This window comes from Agrobacterium tumefaciens, assembly GCF_009649785.1.
Taxonomy (GTDB): Bacteria; Pseudomonadota; Alphaproteobacteria; order Rhizobiales; family Rhizobiaceae; genus Agrobacterium; species Agrobacterium tumefaciens.
On sequence record NZ_WJOK01000002.1, the window covers coordinates 138,746 to 154,429 of the forward strand.

The 15,684-nt window shown below is 58.6% G+C and carries 17 protein-coding genes; 8 read left to right on the plus strand and 9 right to left on the minus strand.

Features of this window, described 5'->3' with window-relative positions:
• Window position 1 precedes the first annotated feature (1 nt).
• Window positions 2-1,105 (minus strand): TRAP transporter substrate-binding protein, encoded by a 1,104-nt coding sequence (locus tag GH784_RS02570; protein WP_003514611.1) that lies wholly within the window; start codon window positions 1,103-1,105, stop codon window positions 2-4.
• A 138-nt stretch (window positions 1,106-1,243) separates the two neighbouring features.
• Window positions 1,244-1,717: a group III truncated hemoglobin gene (locus GH784_RS02575; RefSeq protein WP_065703680.1), complete on the minus strand. Its 474-nt coding sequence runs from the start codon at window positions 1,715-1,717 to the stop codon at window positions 1,244-1,246.
• A 140-nt stretch (window positions 1,718-1,857) separates the two neighbouring features.
• Here GH784_RS02575 and mbfA point away from each other — a divergent pair, with 140 nt between their 5' ends.
• On the plus strand, window positions 1,858-2,841 hold the full coding sequence (gene mbfA / locus GH784_RS02580; RefSeq protein WP_003514615.1) for an iron exporter MbfA: 984 nt from the start codon (window positions 1,858-1,860) through the stop codon (window positions 2,839-2,841).
• A 63-nt stretch (window positions 2,842-2,904) separates the two neighbouring features.
• Here mbfA and GH784_RS02585 read toward each other — a convergent pair whose 3' ends face one another.
• Together GH784_RS02585 and GH784_RS02590 are read right to left on the minus strand one after the other, a co-directional pair.
• Window positions 2,905-3,519 carry a transglutaminase-like cysteine peptidase gene (locus tag GH784_RS02585; protein WP_065703682.1) on the minus strand — a complete coding sequence of 205 codons (615 nt, stop codon included), beginning with the start codon at window positions 3,517-3,519 and terminating at the stop codon, window positions 2,905-2,907.
• A gap of 118 nt (window positions 3,520-3,637) precedes the next feature.
• On the minus strand, window positions 3,638-4,426 hold the full coding sequence (locus GH784_RS02590; RefSeq protein WP_065703684.1) for an alpha/beta hydrolase: 789 nt from the start codon (window positions 4,424-4,426) through the stop codon (window positions 3,638-3,640).
• 187 nt (window positions 4,427-4,613) lie between these two features.
• On the opposite strand from GH784_RS02590, the gene infC reads away from it, so the two are divergent.
• From infC to pheT, 6 genes are all read left to right on the plus strand, one after another.
• Window positions 4,614-5,150: a translation initiation factor IF-3 gene (infC, locus tag GH784_RS02595; protein WP_060641871.1), complete on the plus strand. Its 537-nt coding sequence runs from the start codon at window positions 4,614-4,616 to the stop codon at window positions 5,148-5,150.
• 194 nt (window positions 5,151-5,344) lie between these two features.
• The gene (rpmI, locus tag GH784_RS02600) at window positions 5,345-5,548 is read left to right on the plus strand and encodes a 50S ribosomal protein L35 (protein ID WP_003493355.1); all 204 of its coding nucleotides are present in this window, start codon (window positions 5,345-5,347) and stop codon (window positions 5,546-5,548) included.
• A 40-nt stretch (window positions 5,549-5,588) separates the two neighbouring features.
• Window positions 5,589-5,993, plus strand: a complete 405-nt coding sequence (gene rplT / locus GH784_RS02605; protein WP_003514622.1) for a 50S ribosomal protein L20 — start codon at window positions 5,589-5,591, stop codon at window positions 5,991-5,993.
• A gap of 165 nt (window positions 5,994-6,158) precedes the next feature.
• Window positions 6,159-7,037, plus strand: a complete 879-nt coding sequence (locus tag GH784_RS02610; protein ID WP_065703687.1) for a lipopolysaccharide kinase InaA family protein — start codon at window positions 6,159-6,161, stop codon at window positions 7,035-7,037.
• Window positions 7,030-8,112: a phenylalanine--tRNA ligase subunit alpha gene (pheS, locus tag GH784_RS02615; RefSeq protein WP_003514626.1), complete on the plus strand. Its 1,083-nt coding sequence runs from the start codon at window positions 7,030-7,032 to the stop codon at window positions 8,110-8,112. The genes GH784_RS02610 and pheS overlap by 8 nt, the downstream gene beginning before the upstream one ends.
• A gap of 24 nt (window positions 8,113-8,136) precedes the next feature.
• Window positions 8,137-10,560 (plus strand): phenylalanine--tRNA ligase subunit beta, encoded by a 2,424-nt coding sequence (pheT, locus tag GH784_RS02620; RefSeq protein WP_065703688.1) that lies wholly within the window; start codon window positions 8,137-8,139, stop codon window positions 10,558-10,560.
• Window positions 10,561-10,616: 56 nt separating this feature from the next.
• On the opposite strand, the gene GH784_RS02625 is transcribed toward pheT, so the two are convergent.
• Window positions 10,617-11,618, minus strand: coding sequence for an aldo/keto reductase (locus tag GH784_RS02625; protein WP_013635323.1), 1,002 nt, complete (start codon window positions 11,616-11,618; stop codon window positions 10,617-10,619).
• A 117-nt stretch (window positions 11,619-11,735) separates the two neighbouring features.
• On the opposite strand from GH784_RS02625, the gene GH784_RS02630 reads away from it, so the two are divergent.
• Entirely contained in the window at window positions 11,736-12,626 is an 891-nt protein-coding gene (locus tag GH784_RS02630) for a LysR family transcriptional regulator (protein WP_025592183.1), read from the plus strand.
• On the opposite strand, the gene GH784_RS02635 is transcribed toward GH784_RS02630, so the two are convergent.
• From GH784_RS02635 to GH784_RS02650, 4 genes are all read right to left on the minus strand, one after another.
• Window positions 12,627-13,070 (minus strand): GNAT family N-acetyltransferase, encoded by a 444-nt coding sequence (locus tag GH784_RS02635; RefSeq protein ID WP_065703690.1) that lies wholly within the window; start codon window positions 13,068-13,070, stop codon window positions 12,627-12,629.
• Window position 13,071: 1 nt separating this feature from the next.
• Window positions 13,072-14,022 (minus strand): aldo/keto reductase, encoded by a 951-nt coding sequence (locus tag GH784_RS02640; RefSeq protein WP_065703896.1) that lies wholly within the window; start codon window positions 14,020-14,022, stop codon window positions 13,072-13,074.
• 111 nt (window positions 14,023-14,133) lie between these two features.
• On the minus strand, window positions 14,134-15,117 hold the full coding sequence (locus tag GH784_RS02645; RefSeq protein WP_065703692.1) for a GlxA family transcriptional regulator: 984 nt from the start codon (window positions 15,115-15,117) through the stop codon (window positions 14,134-14,136).
• Complete coding sequence (locus GH784_RS02650) at window positions 15,117-15,677, minus strand: isochorismatase family protein (protein ID WP_065703693.1); 561 nt, start codon at window positions 15,675-15,677, stop codon at window positions 15,117-15,119. The genes GH784_RS02645 and GH784_RS02650 overlap by 1 nt, the downstream gene beginning before the upstream one ends.
• Window positions 15,678-15,684: the final 7 nt, after the last annotated feature.

The following is a 15,684-nucleotide window of genomic DNA, read 5'->3' on the forward strand; positions in this document are numbered from 1 at the left end:
ATCAGAGCGTGCCGTTGCGCTGCTGGATCATCATATAGGTGTCATAGGTATATTCGGCGATCTGTGCCCAGAGATAGGCGTCCTTCTTGAACGCCTGCTGGCTTTCGTAGATCTTCTTGAAGCTCTCGTTCTTGGCCGAAATCTCGGCATAGGTGTCCTGCGCCGCCTTGTGGCAGACATCGAGGATTTCCTGGCTGAACGGCCGCAGGATGGCGCCCTGCGCCACGAGTTCCTTCAGAGCCTTCGGATTGCGCGCGTCATAACGCTCCAGCATGCTGGCGCTGCCGGCGGCGCAGGCGTCTTTCAGAATACGCTTGTAGTTCTCCGGCAACTCGTTGAACTTCTGCAGGTTCACGAAAGCATGAACGGCTGGGCCACCTTCCCACCATGCGGGGTAGTAGTAATATTTCGCAACCTTGTAGAAGCCGAGCTTCTGGTCGTCATAGGGACCGACGAATTCGGTTGCATCGATGGTGCCCTTTTCCAGTGCAGCGTAAACATCGCCGCCGGCGATCTGCTGCGGTGTCACGCCAACCTTCTGCATCACCTGGCCGGTCAGGCCCGCAATGCGCATTTTCAAGCCCTTCAGGTCATCGATGGTGTTGATTTCCTTGCGGAACCAGCCGCCCATCTGGGCGCCGGTATTGCCGAGCAGGATCGAGTAGATATTGTGCTGGGCAAGAAACTCATTGAGCAACTCGTTGCCGCCCGCCTGGTTGAACCATGCATTCGTCTGGCGTGCATTGAGACCGAAGGGAACCGAGGTCCCGAGCGCGAAGGTCGGGTCCTTGCCGACATAGTAGTATGAGCAGGTATGCGCCATTTCGACGGTTCCGGCCGTCACCGCATCCGCTGCCTGCAGCGCCGGCACGATTTCGCCACCGGCGAAATGCTGGATGACGAAGTTGCCGCCGGATGCTTCCTTGACATGATCGGCGACGATCTGGCCGGCACCGAATAGAATGTCGAGGCCCTTGGTGAATGACGACGTCATGCGCCAGGTGATTTTGGGGTTTTCCTGCGCAATGGCCGGAGCGGCCAGCACGGTTGCGGTAACACCGGCACCAACAGCGCCCGCCTTGCGAATAAATGATCTGCGATCCATGTCGATAAGCCCTGATATGTCTGCATATTACAGGCGAACCGTACGGTACGCCTCCCACTGGCTACTAAACATTTATCCTCGCGGCCATCAAGGGGAATATTTGAACTTGCCGGGCCTGCTATCATCGCCCGGATGGGGCTACGGATGCATGCGTTTTAACGCCGGATCATCCATTGCAGGATTATAAAACAGCGAAAGCGTCAGGCTTTTTGCGATACGTTCCGCAGTTTCCATGAACCAGCTATGGGCTTGTGGGCTCGGCGCGATATCGTCAAGGGTGGCCGAAAAAAGCGCCAGCCATTGCGGGAACAGTTCCGCCGACATGCCTTTTACGCCAAGATGCGCCTGCACCGGCTTGCCGCCGTAGCCGCCATTCTTGAAGGCGACGGCGGCCCAGAACTGTTTCATCCTGGCCATATGCTCCGGCCAGCGCCCGGAAAGCCGCGCATCGAAGACAGGGCCCAGCGTGGGATGTTCCAGAACGCGGGCGTAAAATGTCTCGACCAGCAGGTCGACGAAACCGGCGTCGATGCCGATAGCCGCCATGGCCTTTTCCGCCCTGTTCTGAATTTCCGCGTTGTGGGCGGCCTTTGCCGCGATCTGGTCCTGCATTGTGCTTCCTTTTGCGGCAGAACCTACGTGGCTCTTCGACACTCCGCAATGCGACCCTTTGGCATATTAGAATAATTCTAAAAGGCTTGATTGTGACGTGATCAGGATGTATTTAGAATTATTCTAAAGAGGTTCCAGTCATGTTCCGCAGTCTTTTTTCCCTGTCCAAACGCCCGTTCTCCTCGCTTGGCGAACAGGAAATCCTCGCACTTGCCATCTCGTCCGAAGAAGACGATTCCCGCATCTACCGCTCCTATGCCGATCATCTGCGCGCGCAATATCCGCAATCCGCAAAAATCTTCGATGATATGGCCGAGGTGGAGCAGCAGCATCGAAACGTGCTGATCGACATGCACCGCAGGCGATTTGGGGAAACGATCCCCCTGATCCGCCGTGAGCATGTGCGTGGCTTTTACGAGCGCACGCCGGACTGGCTGGTGAAGAACCTGTCGCTTGACAAAATTCGTGCGCAGGCGGAATTGATGGAGGCCCAGGCGATCCGTTTTTACGATGAGGCTGTCAAGCGCACCAGCGATGCCTCGACCCGCAAGCTGCTCGGCGATCTGGCCGAGGCGGAGCGTGGTCACGAAGACATCGCGCAGATGCTGGAAGAGAAACATCTCGACGAAAACGGCAAGACAGAAGAGGCGGAAACCGCAAAGCGGCAATTTCTTCTGACCTTTGTGCAGCCGGGTCTTGCGGGACTGATGGATGGTTCCGTATCGACGCTGGCACCGATCTTCGCAGCCGCCTTCGCCACGCAAGATACGTGGCAAACCTTCCTGATCGGCCTTTCGGCCTCCGTTGGCGCGGGTATTTCCATGGGCTTCACCGAGGCGGCCCATGATGATGGCAAGCTTTCCGGTCGTGGCTCTCCGGTAAAGCGCGGTCTCGCCTCAGGCATCATGACGGCCGTTGGCGGCCTTGGCCATGCGCTGCCCTATCTCATTCCGCATTTCTGGACAGCAACGGCCATCGCCGCGGTCGTCGTCTTCGTGGAACTCTGGGCCATCGCCTTTATTCAGAACCGCTTCATGGAAACGCCGTTCCTGCGGGCAGTGTTTCAGGTAGTGCTCGGCGGTTCGCTGGTGCTGGCCGCCGGTATCATCATCGGCAACGCCTAGTGAATAATAAAGCCCGCAGCGTTTGCTGCGGGCTTTCTGCATTGAGCCTATAATATCTGCCGATCAGCGCAATGCGCCGACCAGAACGTCGCGGCCATCCTCGATGGAAACCCAGCGGCCCGAATTGAAGGACGCCTGCCGCTTCAGATAAGTGTAGTTGGTGTCGGTCCAGAGCTTCACGTCGTCGGTGAGATTGTCGAGAATATAATCGCCATCGGTGGTGCGGAGCGTCAGCACGGCGTGGCCCTCGCCATCAGGCTTGCGCACGACAGTAATTAGCAGGTCAGCAACGGAAAACCCACGCTCGATCAGCTTCTTGCGCTTCAGCAGCACGAAGTCCTCACAATCGCCAGCGGTCGTGGGATATTCCCAGACTTCTTCCTTGCCGTAGATTTCCATGTCGGTCATGGCGACGATCGAGGTGTTGACGGATGTGTTGATCTCGCGAACCACACCCCAGCCATACTCGGTGACGCGTGGCGGCGGCGTCAGCTTGCTTCGAATGTTGCACTCGCTCGCGTATTTCTGACAGAACTCATAATGGCCGATCGGCTGGGATGTGATCCCACCCGTCACCATGGAAGGGCTTCCCTTGGTTTCCGCCACGGCGGCGGCAGCAGTCAATAGCCCGGCGGCAACTGCAAACAGCAGCGCACGCGCCAGCGGTGCGTTCATCATGAAACCCGTCCCTTAATTCTTAACGAAAAGTTAAGAGGGTTGGGGGTCAGGAGTCAATCACTAGCCATCGGCGGCGCGCAAGACTCGTTAAATATGGTTAAGATCGTTGCGCAAATGCCTATGTTGCAAGGGCTTTGACGGCAGCCAGCATCCTGTCGATATCCTGCGGCCGGGACAGCCGGTGGTCGCCATCGCGGATCAGCGTCAAGACGACGTCGTCGGCAGGAAGATGTTCGAGGAGCTTCAGCGCATGCTGATAGGGAACATCGGGATCGCGCATTCCCTGCAGGATGTGAACCGGGCAGCCCGTGGTAATGATGCCGGTGAGGACGCGGTTCTGCTGCCCGTCTTCCATCAGCGCGCGCGTAAAGATGTTTGGCTCGGGGCTGTATTCCGAATGTTCCTCGAAATAACCTTTTTCTTCAAGCGACCGTTTTTCCGCATCCGTGAGGCTCGGCTCTATCAGGTCCGCCGTGAAATCGGGGGCTGGCGCAATGAGGACCAGACCAGCGACGGACGGCGTGCCGCCGGCCTTGCGCAGTTCCTCAACCATGCGCAGCGCAATCCATCCACCCATCGACGAACCAATAAGGACGACGCGCGATGGCGCCTTTTCGCGCACGACGGCAAGTGCCTCTTCCAGCCATCTTGAAATCGTGCCCTTTTTGAAGTCACCGCCGGAAGCGCCGTGCCCGGAATAATCGAGCCGCAGGCACGCAATGCCGTTTTCCGCCGCAAAGCGGTCGAGTTCCACCGCCTTGGTTCCCGTCATGTCGGAACGGTAACCGCCGAGCCAGACAAGCGTGGGTGCATCTTCTCGTGAAGTTGACGGGCGGTGAAGGACGGCGATGTCGCGGGCGTCGTCGCCCATGCCTACACGCAGGAATTCAGCGGCTTGTTCTGTCATGTATATGCAATTCTCCTGAATTTCGCGCAACAAAGGCGGCGTATTTGCAAAAACCGTGACAACAGGTGATCTTTTCGGGCAGATATGCTATTGACTTCGCCACGGCAATAACGACATTTCCGCCGCTTGTACCAAACAAGCTGTTTTTTGCCGATGTGATCCAGAAACAGATCAGGAGAATACGACCATTCGCAGACCTTTCAAAGCCGATGCCCCCGTCAAGGAGGGCCCGCGCTCCAACCGGGAAATCCGGGTTCCCAGAGTTCAGCTTATTGATGAAGAGGGCCAGAACCTCGGTAGCATGCCGACGGACCAGGCTTTGAAAATGGCGGAGGATGCCGGTCTCGATCTCGTTGAGATTTCGCCGAACGCTGAACCGCCGGTATGCAAGATCCTCGATCTCGGCAAGCTTAAATACTCGACCCAGAAAAAAGCCGCTGAAGCGCGCAAGAAACAGAAGATCGTCGAGGTCAAGGAAATCAAGATGCGCCCCAACATCGACACGCATGACTATGACGTGAAGATGAAGGCGATGAACCGTTTCTTTGACGAAGGTGACAAGGTGAAGGTGACGCTGAAGTTCCGCGGCCGCGAAATGGCCCACCAGGAACTCGGCATGAAGCTTCTCCTCCAGGTGAAGGAAGATACCCAGGCGATTGCCAAGGTTGAAGCCGAGCCGAAGCTGGAAGGCCGTCAGATGATGATGGTTCTCGCGCCGAAATAACTCTTTCGCGCACGCCGCCCGGGCGGCATGAAGCACCACCGCAAGGGGAAGTTCGTATTCCCCGTTGCGCTTTTAACCGACTGCGGTTATAAGCGCGCGTCCGAACGGTCCGGCAGGGCATGCCGAGGCCGTTCCTGAATAGCTTGAAATAGGCCTCGTCTGCCTGTTTCGATACAAAAACACGGAGTAGCAAAATGCCCAAGATGAAGACGAAGTCCGCTGCAAAAAAGCGGTTCAAGATCACCGCCACCGGCAAGGTTGTTGCAGCCGCCGCCGGTAAGCGCCACGGCATGATCAAGCGTACCAACAAGTTCATTCGCGACGCGCGTGGAACCATGGTTCTCGCCGAAGCTGACGGCAAAAAAGTCGTCAAGAACTACCTGCCGAACGGTCTCTGAGACTTTTCCGCACTTTTGGACACTTTAAGGAGATCATGACATGGCACGCGTAAAACGTGGCGTAACTTCCCGCGCCAAGCACACCAAGACACTCAAGGCAGCCAAGGGCTTCTACGGCCGCCGCAAGAACACCATCCGCGCAGCTAAGGCTGCCGTGGATCGTTCCAAGCAGTACGCTTACCGCGACCGCAAGGTCAACAAGCGCAACTTCCGCGCTCTGTGGATCCAGCGTATCAACGCTGCTGTTCGCGAATTCGGCCTGACCTACGGCCGCTTCATCGACGGCCTGAACAAGGCTGGCATCGAAGTTGACCGCAAGGTTCTGTCCGACATGGCTATCCATGAGCCGGCAGCATTCGGCGTGCTCGTCGAGACCGCGAAGAAGGCTCTTGAGTACCTCAAGGAAGCTGGTACGACCAACGAGTTTGAAACCGCTGTAAAGTAATTACGGCGCGGACAATCTGTTGTTCATTTGAAACCCGCGCCGGTCCTCCGGCGCGGGTTTTTCGTTTTCAGTTTCTGATACAGCTCTATCGGCGTTTTTTAATTTAGAAATTTAGAAGAGTTGGAGTATTCACGCCGTTTGAAGCGAAATCCTTGGTGGACGGAAATGCTGGTCAATAAAATTGAGGTTGTGGAAGCAGAAGGCTTTCGCGTTCATCTCGACGATGACGACATCGCAACCCTGATGCGCGTCCTCCTGAAAAGTGACCGGCGCATTCAAAAGGTCGAGCTCTCGCAATTGACGGTGTGGATCAAACGGCAGGGCACGGAACGTGTGACCTGGTGGATGAAAATGCAGAAGCTGCTGTCAAAACTTCTGCCTTATGCTTTTCTTCGCCCTTCTGAACCGCTGGACGGCGCCGGCCTCATGCAGCGAGAGCTGGAAACGTTGCAGCAGTTCCAGCAAGGCGGTTTCCCGGTTCCGCCGCTGATCTACTCGTCGCGCACAGCAATGGTGTTGGGAGATGTCGGTCCGACGCTCATGGAGCGGATGGATGCGCTAAAGGCGTCCGATCCGGTGCAACATGACGCCTTGCTTGTGAAATCCGCAGAAGCGCTTGGCGAGCTGCATGCGGCGGGCCTCTGCCACGGCCGCCCGCATGTGCGTGACTTCTTTATAAAAGACGACCGTATCGGTTTCATGGATTTCGAGGAGCGCCCTCAGGAGGCCATGCCGCTGGAGACGGCGCAGGCGCGCGATATCTGGCTGCTGTTTTTGCAGGTCGCGACCCGCGCCTGCGATGCGCCTAAAACCTGCGACGCCGCCTTTGCCCGCTGGCGTGAAAACGCCCCGCCGCGGGCGCTTGAAGAATTGTGCCGTCTGATCGGCATTCTGGGGCGATTTTTACCGCTTGCCCGGTTGATCGGGCGCGTGCGGATGGGTAGTGATCTGCGACGCTTTATCATGGCGACCGACTATCTGATGAATGCTGTGAACCCCGAAGCCGCTGTTAAAAATACCGGCAAGGCAGGAAAAGATGACTGAACTTGATACCTTGAAATCGCAACTGATGTCGGAGATCGCCGCCGCCGCTGATGAGCCGGCCATCGAAGCCGTGCGCGTCTCCGCGCTTGGCAAGAAGGGCTCGGTTTCGGAGCTTCTGAAGACGCTGGGGTCGATGACGCCGGAAGAGCGCCAGACCCGGGGCGCTGCCATCAACCAGCTCAAGACCGAAATCACCGACCTGATCGGTGAACGCAAGAGTGGCCTGAAAGATGCCGCGATTGCCGCCCGCCTGAAGGCGGAAACGCTTGATGTCAGCCTGCCGGTCCGCCAGTCTCCGACCGAGCGCGGCCGCATTCATCCGATCAGCCAGATCGTCGATGAAATCACCGCGATCTTTGCGGATATGGGCTTCTCGATCGCCGAAGGTCCGGATATCGAAACGGACTATTACAACTTCACGGCGCTGAATTTCCCTGAAGGCCATCCGGCCCGCGAAATGCATGACACCTTCTTCTTCCAGCCGGATGAAAACGGCGAGCGCAAGGTGCTGCGCACGCACACCTCGCCGGTGCAGATCCGCACCATGGAAAGCCAGAAGCCGCCGATCCGCATCGTCATTCCGGGCAAGACCTATCGTCAGGATTCCGATGCCACCCATTCGCCGATGTTCCATCAGGTGGAAGGTCTGGTGATCGACAAGAAGGCCCATGTTGGCAATCTGCGCTGGGTACTTGAAGAGTTCTGCAAGACCTTCTTTGAGGTGGATAGCGTTGTCATGCGCTTCCGCCCGTCGTTCTTCCCCTTCACGGAGCCGAGCTTCGAGGTGGATATTCAGTGCGACCGCTCCGGCCCGATCGTCAAGTTCGGCGAAGGCAACGACTGGATGGAAATCCTTGGCTGCGGCATGGTGCACCCGAATGTGCTGCGCGCCGGCGGTCTGGACCCGGATGAATATCAGGGCTTTGCCTGGGGCATGGGCCTCGACCGCATCGCCATGCTGAAATACGGCATGCCGGACCTGCGTGACTTCTTCAACGCCGATGTCCGCTGGATGAACCACTACGGCTTCCGCCCGCTCGACATGCCGACGCTGTTCGGCGGTTTGAGCGTTTAATCCGGTTAGCCAAGGAGCAAAGACATGAAATTCACTCTTTCCTGGCTGAAAGAGCATCTCGAAACGGATGCGACGCTGGACGAGATTTGCGAACGGTTGACGGCGATCGGGCTTGAGGTCGAGGACGTCGACGACAAGGCGGCCTATAAGCCTTTCGTCATTGCCAAGGTCGTCTCCGCCGAAAAACATCCCGAGGCCGACCGCCTCAAGGTGTTGATGGTGGATGCCGGTGACGGCAAGCCGGTGCAGATCGTCTGCGGCGCACCGAATGCGCGCGCCGGCCTCGTCGGTGCGCTGGCGCGTCCTGGCGTTTACGTTCCGGGCATCGATGTCACGCTTGCCGTCGGCAAGATACGCGGTGTCGAAAGCCACGGCATGATGTGCTCCGAAAAAGAGCTGAACATTTCCGACGATCACGACGGCATCATCGATCTGCCGGAAGACGCGCCGGTCGGCACTTCTTTCGCGACCTATGCCGGACTTGACGATCCGGTCATCGAGATCAATCTGACGCCAAACCGCCCGGATTGCACCTCGATCTATGGCATCGCCCGCGATCTCGCCGCTTCCGGTCTCGGCAAGCTCAAGACCAAGCCAGCGCCGTCCTTCAAGGTCGAAGGCTCAACCCCGGTCGACGTGAAGCTGGAGCTGGATGACGCGGCGCTCTGCCCCGGCTTTTCGCTGCGCATCGTGCGCGGTGTGAAGAACGGCCCGAGCCCGAAGTGGATGCAGCAGCGTCTGATGGCGATCGGCCTGCGTCCCATCAATGCGCTCGTGGACATCACCAACTACATGACCTTCGATCAGGGCCGGCCGATGCACGTCTTCGATGCCGCCAAGGTCAAAGGTGATCTGACGGTCCGCCGTGCGAAGGAGGGTGAGACGATCCTCGCGCTTGATCAGCGCGAATACAAGCTCGGCCCGAACAATGTCGTCATCGCCGATGAAAAAGGCCTTGAGTCGATCGGTGGCGTCATGGGTGGCGAACATTCCGGCTGCGACGAAAACACGGTCGATGTGCTGATCGAATCCGCTCTCTGGGATCCGATTAACATTGCCAAGACCGGTCGCTCGCTCGGCATCATTACCGATGCGCGTTATCGCTTCGAGCGCGGCGTCGATCCGGAATATATGGTTCCGGGTCTGGAACGCACCACCGAACTGGTTCTGGAACTCTGCGGCGGCGTTGCCGGCGAAGCCAAGGTCGTCGGTTACAAGGGGCATCAGCCCAAGGTCGTTGATTTTCCGCTCTCGGAAGTGAAGCGTCTGACCGGCCTAGAAGTTTCGGCGGAAAAAAACCTGGCCATTCTCAAGGGTCTCGGTTTCGGCATCGAGGGAACGGGCGAGCGTGTTTCCGTCACCGTGCCGTCCTGGCGCCCGGATGTCGACGGCAAGGCCGATCTGGTGGAAGAGGTCATGCGCATTCATGGCGTCGACAACATCAAGCCGGAACCGCTGGAGAGCTTCGGTGCCGTCAACGGCCGCATCTTGACGACGCTGCAGGTGCGCACCCGCACCGCGCGCCGTGCGCTTGCCAGCCGTGGCATGCTGGAGGCCGTCACGTGGTCCTTCATCCCGGAAGCTCACGCGAAGCTTTTCGGTGGCGGTTCGCCCGCTCTGAAACTGGCCAACCCCATCGCGGCCGATATGTCGGATATGCGTCCTTCGCTTCTGCCGGGCCTTCTGACCGCAGCACAGCGCAATGCCGACAAGGGCCATGGCGATGTGGCAATCTTCGAGGTCTCCGGCACCTATGAGGGTGACACGCCAGACACCCAGCGCCGTGTTGCCGGCGGTGTACGCCGTGGCACGGCCTCGCTCGCAGGCAGCGGCCGCATGTGGTCCAATGCCACAAAGGGCGGCGGCAAGCCGGTGGATGTCTATGACGCCAAGGCCGATGCGCTTTCGGTGCTTGAAGCCTGCGGCCTGCCGATGGCCAATGTGCAGATCGAGGCCGGCGCTCCCGGCTGGTATCACCCTGGCCGCTCCGGCACCATCAAGATGGGTCCGAAGGTCGTGCTCGGCTATTTCGGTGAATTCCACCCGAAGACTCTGTCAGAGCTGGATGTTTCCGGTGTCTATAGCGGTTTCGAGATCTATCTCGACGCCATGCCGGAGCCGAAGAAGAAGGCGACCCGCACAAAGCCGGCCCTTGAGCTTTCGCCCTTCCAGGCGGTCAAGCGCGACTTCGCCTTCGTGGTCGACAAGTCGGTCGAGGCAGGCGCCATCATCAAGGCTGCAACAAGCGCTGATCGGAAGCTGATCACCGGCGTCAATGTCTTTGACGTCTTCGAAGGTGCATCGCTTGGTGAAAGCCGAAAGTCCATCGCCATTGAAGTTCAGATCCAGCCGGTCGACAAGACGCTGACGGACGAGGATTTCGAGGCGCTGACCGCAAAGATCGTCGGTAATGTCGAGAAATCGACGGGCGGCGTGCTGAGAGCGTAAAGCTCTGTTTCCATGAATTGAAAAAGCCGAGGCAGTCGCCTCGGCTTTTTTTGTTTTTAGCGGTTCGCCATCTGGGACATACGCTCGGGATATCGTTGGCCGGCAACCTTTGCTGGAGAAAGCAACGCGCCAAGGCTGGCGACTTCTTCTGCCGTCAGCGATACATCCGCTGCCGCCACGTTTGTCTCAAGATTGGCGATTTTTGTCGTACCGGGGATCGGAACGATAAAGTCACCCTGCGCCAGAACCCAGGCCAGCGCCAGTTGCCCGGCGGTAACACCCTTTTCGGCAGCCATGTCTTCCAGAAGCTTGATGAGCGCCAGATTGGCATCGAAGTTTTCACTTTGGAAGCGCGGCAGGCCGCGGCGGAAATCGTCGGATGCAAGTCCGTCGAGCGACTTCAGCGCGCCCGTCAGGGCACCACGCCCGAGCGGGCTGAAGGGGACGAAACCGATACCGAGTTCGCGGCATGTTTCCAGCACGCCGTTTTCCTCCACATCGCGGGTCCACAACGAATATTCGCTCTGTATGGCAGCGATCGGGTGAGTGGAGTGCGCCTTGCGAAGTGTTTCGGCACTCGCTTCCGAAAGGCCCAGATGTTTCACCTTGCCCTGCCGGACCAGTTCCGCCATGGCGCCGACCGTATCTTCGATTGGAACATCCGGATCGACGCGATGCTGATAGAACAAGTCGATGGTGTCGACGCCTAGGCGTTTGAGAGAGGCTTCGGCGACGGCGCGCACATTTTCCGGGCGGCTGTCGGTACCCACCATCATCTGGCCTGCGGGTTTGCTGGCGTCGATTTTGAAACCGAACTTGGTAGCAATGACCACCTTGTCGCGATAGGGCTTCAAACCCTTGCCGACGAGGATTTCATTGTTGTAGGGCCCATAGACCTCTGCCGTGTCAAAAAAAGTGACACCGAGTTCGACGGCGCGGTGCAGCGTCGCTATTGCACTATTTTCGTCGCCGGTCGGGCTATAGGCATGGGTCATGCCCATGCAGCCGAGGCCAAGCGCCGAAACGGAAAGGTTGTTTCCGAGAGTTCTTTTTTTCATCTGTTCGTCCTTCCATGAGGAACCGCCCGTTGTCAGGGGCGTGGTGAGAAGATAGCGCCCTAAGACGGCAAAAATAATCGCTGCAAATCGTTGCGGGTTGTTCTATTATTTAGAACAATGAACCGTGTGCAACTCTCTCAACTCGCTGTCCTCGCTGCCGTTGCCGAAGGCCGCAGCTTTCGTAAAGCTGCCGCCGAACTTGCCATTGCGCCTTCCGCCGTCAGCCATGCAGTATCGTCGCTCGAAGCGAGCCTTGGCCTGCGCCTGCTGCATCGTACCACCCGCAGCGTTTCGCCGACAGAGGAGGGCAGGCGGCTTCTCGAGACGCTTGGGCCGGCCCTTGCTGAAATCGATGCCGTCATCGATACGCTTGCCGAGCATGGCGGAAGGCCGGCCGGACCGTTGCGGATAACCCTGCCAAGACTTGCGGCGGAGGACCTGATCATGCCCCGGCTTGGCGAGTTCCTGCGGCTATATCCAGATATCTCGCTGGAGATTTCGACCGATGACCGCTTCGAGGATATTGTCGCGAAAGGTTTCGATGCCGGCCTGCGGCTCGGCGAGAATCTTGAAGCGGATATGATTGCCGTGAAGGCGAGCGGCCCATGGCGTGGCGCGATTGTCGGCGCGCCCACCTATTTCGAAGAAAATCTGCCGCCCCGTGAGCCGAGGGATTTGATGCGGCATCGCTGTATTCTCCGTCGCTTCTCCAGTGGTCTGCTCTACCGCTGGGAGCTGGAAAAGGACGGCAGACCTTTGGTGGTCGATGTGCAGGGGCCGCTCATCCTGTCGGACCAGAGCCTTATTCGCCGGGCGGCGATCGACGGCGCGGGTCTGGCTTTCGTTTTCGAACAGCGCGTAGAAGACGACATCAAGGAAGGCAGGCTGGTCCGGGTGCTGGAGGACTGGTGTGCGCCCTTCGATGGTTTTTATATCTATTACCCCTCGCGCCGGCAGATGCGCCCGGCGCTAAGGGCTTTCGTGGATTTCTTCCGCTTCAGAGGGTGATCAGAACTTGATGCGATAGCGGATATGGCCGTCGCTTTTGACGTAGCTGTCGTAAAGCTTCTGGGCACGGTGATTGTGCTCGTCCGTGTTCCAGTAAAGCCGGGACCAGCCGTTTTCCTTGCATATGGCAATGAGGTCATCCATCAGCGCCCGGCCTGTTCCCTTGCCGCGGATCGCGCCGTCAACGAACAGGTCTTCCAGATAGCAGTCGGGCGTTTTCACCCAGGTGGAATCATGGAAGTGATGGATGGCGAAACCGGCCATCCTGTCGCCCAGAAGAGCCACGCGCATTGAAACGCGTGATGCCGGATCGAGGACACGCGCCCATGTATGGTCCGTAACTTCCTCGGCAAGGTGTACGTTATAGAAGGCGAGATAGTCGTGCCACAGGCGCAGCCATTCCGCCCGGTCTTCCGGCTCCGCGTCGCGAATTACAAGGTCCATGTCACGCGCCCGCCTTGTCGAGCAGCGTCATCATCTCATCCGTCAGCTTGAGATTGACGGCGCGTTTGAAGCTTTCGAGTTGCGGCAGGCTGGTGGCGCTGGCAATCGGTGCCGTTACGGCCTTCTTCCGCAATAGCCACGCCAGCGCGATATCGGCAAGCTTGGCTCCGGTTTCCACGGCAACCGCATCCATGGCGCCCAGAACGGCAAGGCCGCGGGCGTTGACATATTCACCCACCCGGTAGCTGCGGGCGACGCCCTCGGTATCCGCCTTGGCGCGATATTTCCCGGTGAGGAACCCTGCCGCGAGGCTATAATAATTGATGACACCAATTTCCTGGGCGACGCAAAGATCGGCAAGCGGGCCTTCGAAATCCGCACGGTTGTAGAGATTATATTCCGGCTGCAGCACATCGTAACGGGGCAGATCGTTCTTCGCGGCCGTGTCCAGCGCTTCCTGAAGCTGGCTCACCGAATAGTTGGAGCACCCGATGGCGCGTATCTTTCCCTGTTCCTTCAGCTTTGCAAAGGCTGCAAGCGTTTCCTCCAGCGGCACATCCGCGTCCGGCTTATGGGCGAGGTAGAGATCGATATAGTCGGTTTGCAGGCGCTTCAGCGAGGCGTCGACAGCCTCTGCGATCCATTTGGCGCTAAGGCCTGTCTTCTGACCGCGATTGTCGAAACCGACCTTGGTAACGATCACCGCGTCCTCACGCTTGACGCTCGACTGTTTCAGCCATTTTCCGATGATTGCTTCCGACTCGCCGCCCTCATGCCCGTCCACCCAGGCGGAATAGACGTCTGCCGTGTCGATGGCGTTGAACCCGGCGTCGAAAAATGCATCGAGCAGGGCAAAGGAAGTCTTCTCGTCCGCTGTCCAGCCGAACACGTTGCCGCCGAAGACGATCGGGGCGATGGAGAGGCCGGTGCGGCCAAGGCTTCGTTTTTCCACGGGGAATGCTCCTGTTGCTGTCTTTGGCGGCAAGGTTATCAACTGCTTGCCGGCATAACCATTCAATTCCTTTGATGGCATTCATCAGGCAACGGGCAAAAGCGGGTGAGATCAGGCCTGAAAGCCGCGATAGTGGCTGGGCGGGAGGTGATTGTGCTGTTGCCACACGCGCCGCAAATGCCGGGCGGAGGCAAAGCCCGCCCGCTCGGCAATGGCTTCCATATCCAGACGGCTGTTTGCAAGGATGTCGCGGGCAAGATTGACACGCATCAGGTTGACGTAGTCGATGACGCTGATGCCGGTATGCTCGCGAAACAGGCGGGACAGGTGCCTCTCGCTCAGTGCGGCAATATCGGCCAGCCGTTCCAGCGACCAGTCCTGAGCCGGTTCAGTCATCACCCGGTCCTGCACCCGGTGAATGGCGGGGTGAATGTGGTTGCGGCCGGTAAGCCAGGGGGAGATTTGCGGATCATTGCCGCTGCGCCTGAGATAAACGACCATGTTTTTGGCAATGCGCGCCGCGACCGCAGGCGATGTCAGTCGGGAAACGACATGCAGCATGAGGTCGGTGCCAGTGGAAATACCGGCGCTGGAGAAGCGGTTGCCATCCTCCACGAAAAGACGGTTTTCGGCCACCTGCGACAGCGGTGCGGTGCGGCGCAGCGCTTCGATGCAATCCGCATGTGTCGTACAGCTCCGCCCGTCGAAAAGTCCTGCTTCGCCCGCCAGCAGTGCGCCGGAGCAAATGGAAATGACTGTGGTGTCCGCGCGCACTGCGCGGCGCAACCATGCCACCAGGGCCTGCCGCTCCCGTCGCATCTCCGGCGCGTTGTCGAATCGGGAGATGCTGCCGGAAATCAGCAGGAAAGCATTGTCCGGCAGGCTCTCGGGCAAGGCCTCCAGCCCGCAAAGCCCAAGGCCGATGGAGGATTGCTGCTGGTCATGTTCCGCGATGTAACGGCAGTCGAAATGGATGTCCCGCTGTTCCGCGTTGGCATAACGGATCACCTCCAGCGGGCCGGCAATATCGAGCAACAGCGCGTGTGGCGGGACAAGCGTATAAAAGGGAATGGTCCGCGTGCCGCCATTGTCCATCAGGCGGCCTTTCTTACCGTTTCGAGAACGTCGCCGACGGTTGCGATGCGCGCAAAGCGACCGGCCAGCACCAGCTCGGTTCGGGTGCGAATATCATCAGGGCTGAACACGGTGCCCGAGGCGTGCGTCATTGGAAAGGTAAGCGTCGCCTCGGTGACGTAATCGACGGTGTAACCGAGGTCCGATGCATGCCGTGTGGTCGTTTCGCAGCACTGTTCGGTGCGGATGCCGGATACGATCAGCCGGCTGATACCCTTTTGCGTCAGCCAGATATCGAGGCCGGTGCCGGCGAAAGCAGAGTGGCGGTTCTTGCGAAAGGTGACGTCAGGGGTAATGCGCACACCTTCCAGCGCGCGAATATAGCCGCTCTCCTCTGCAAAGGCCCGGTCGCCATCGACATGAAAGATTTGCACGACGGGAATGCCCGATGCCTTGGCGCCGTCGATCAGTGCCTGCTGTTTTTCCAGATAGGCGGGAAGTTCGCTTTCCTCGAAATAGGGGGTATGCCGGAAGGATTCCTGAACGTCGATGACAAGGAGTGCTGTGTGAGAAGAGGACATTTCATGA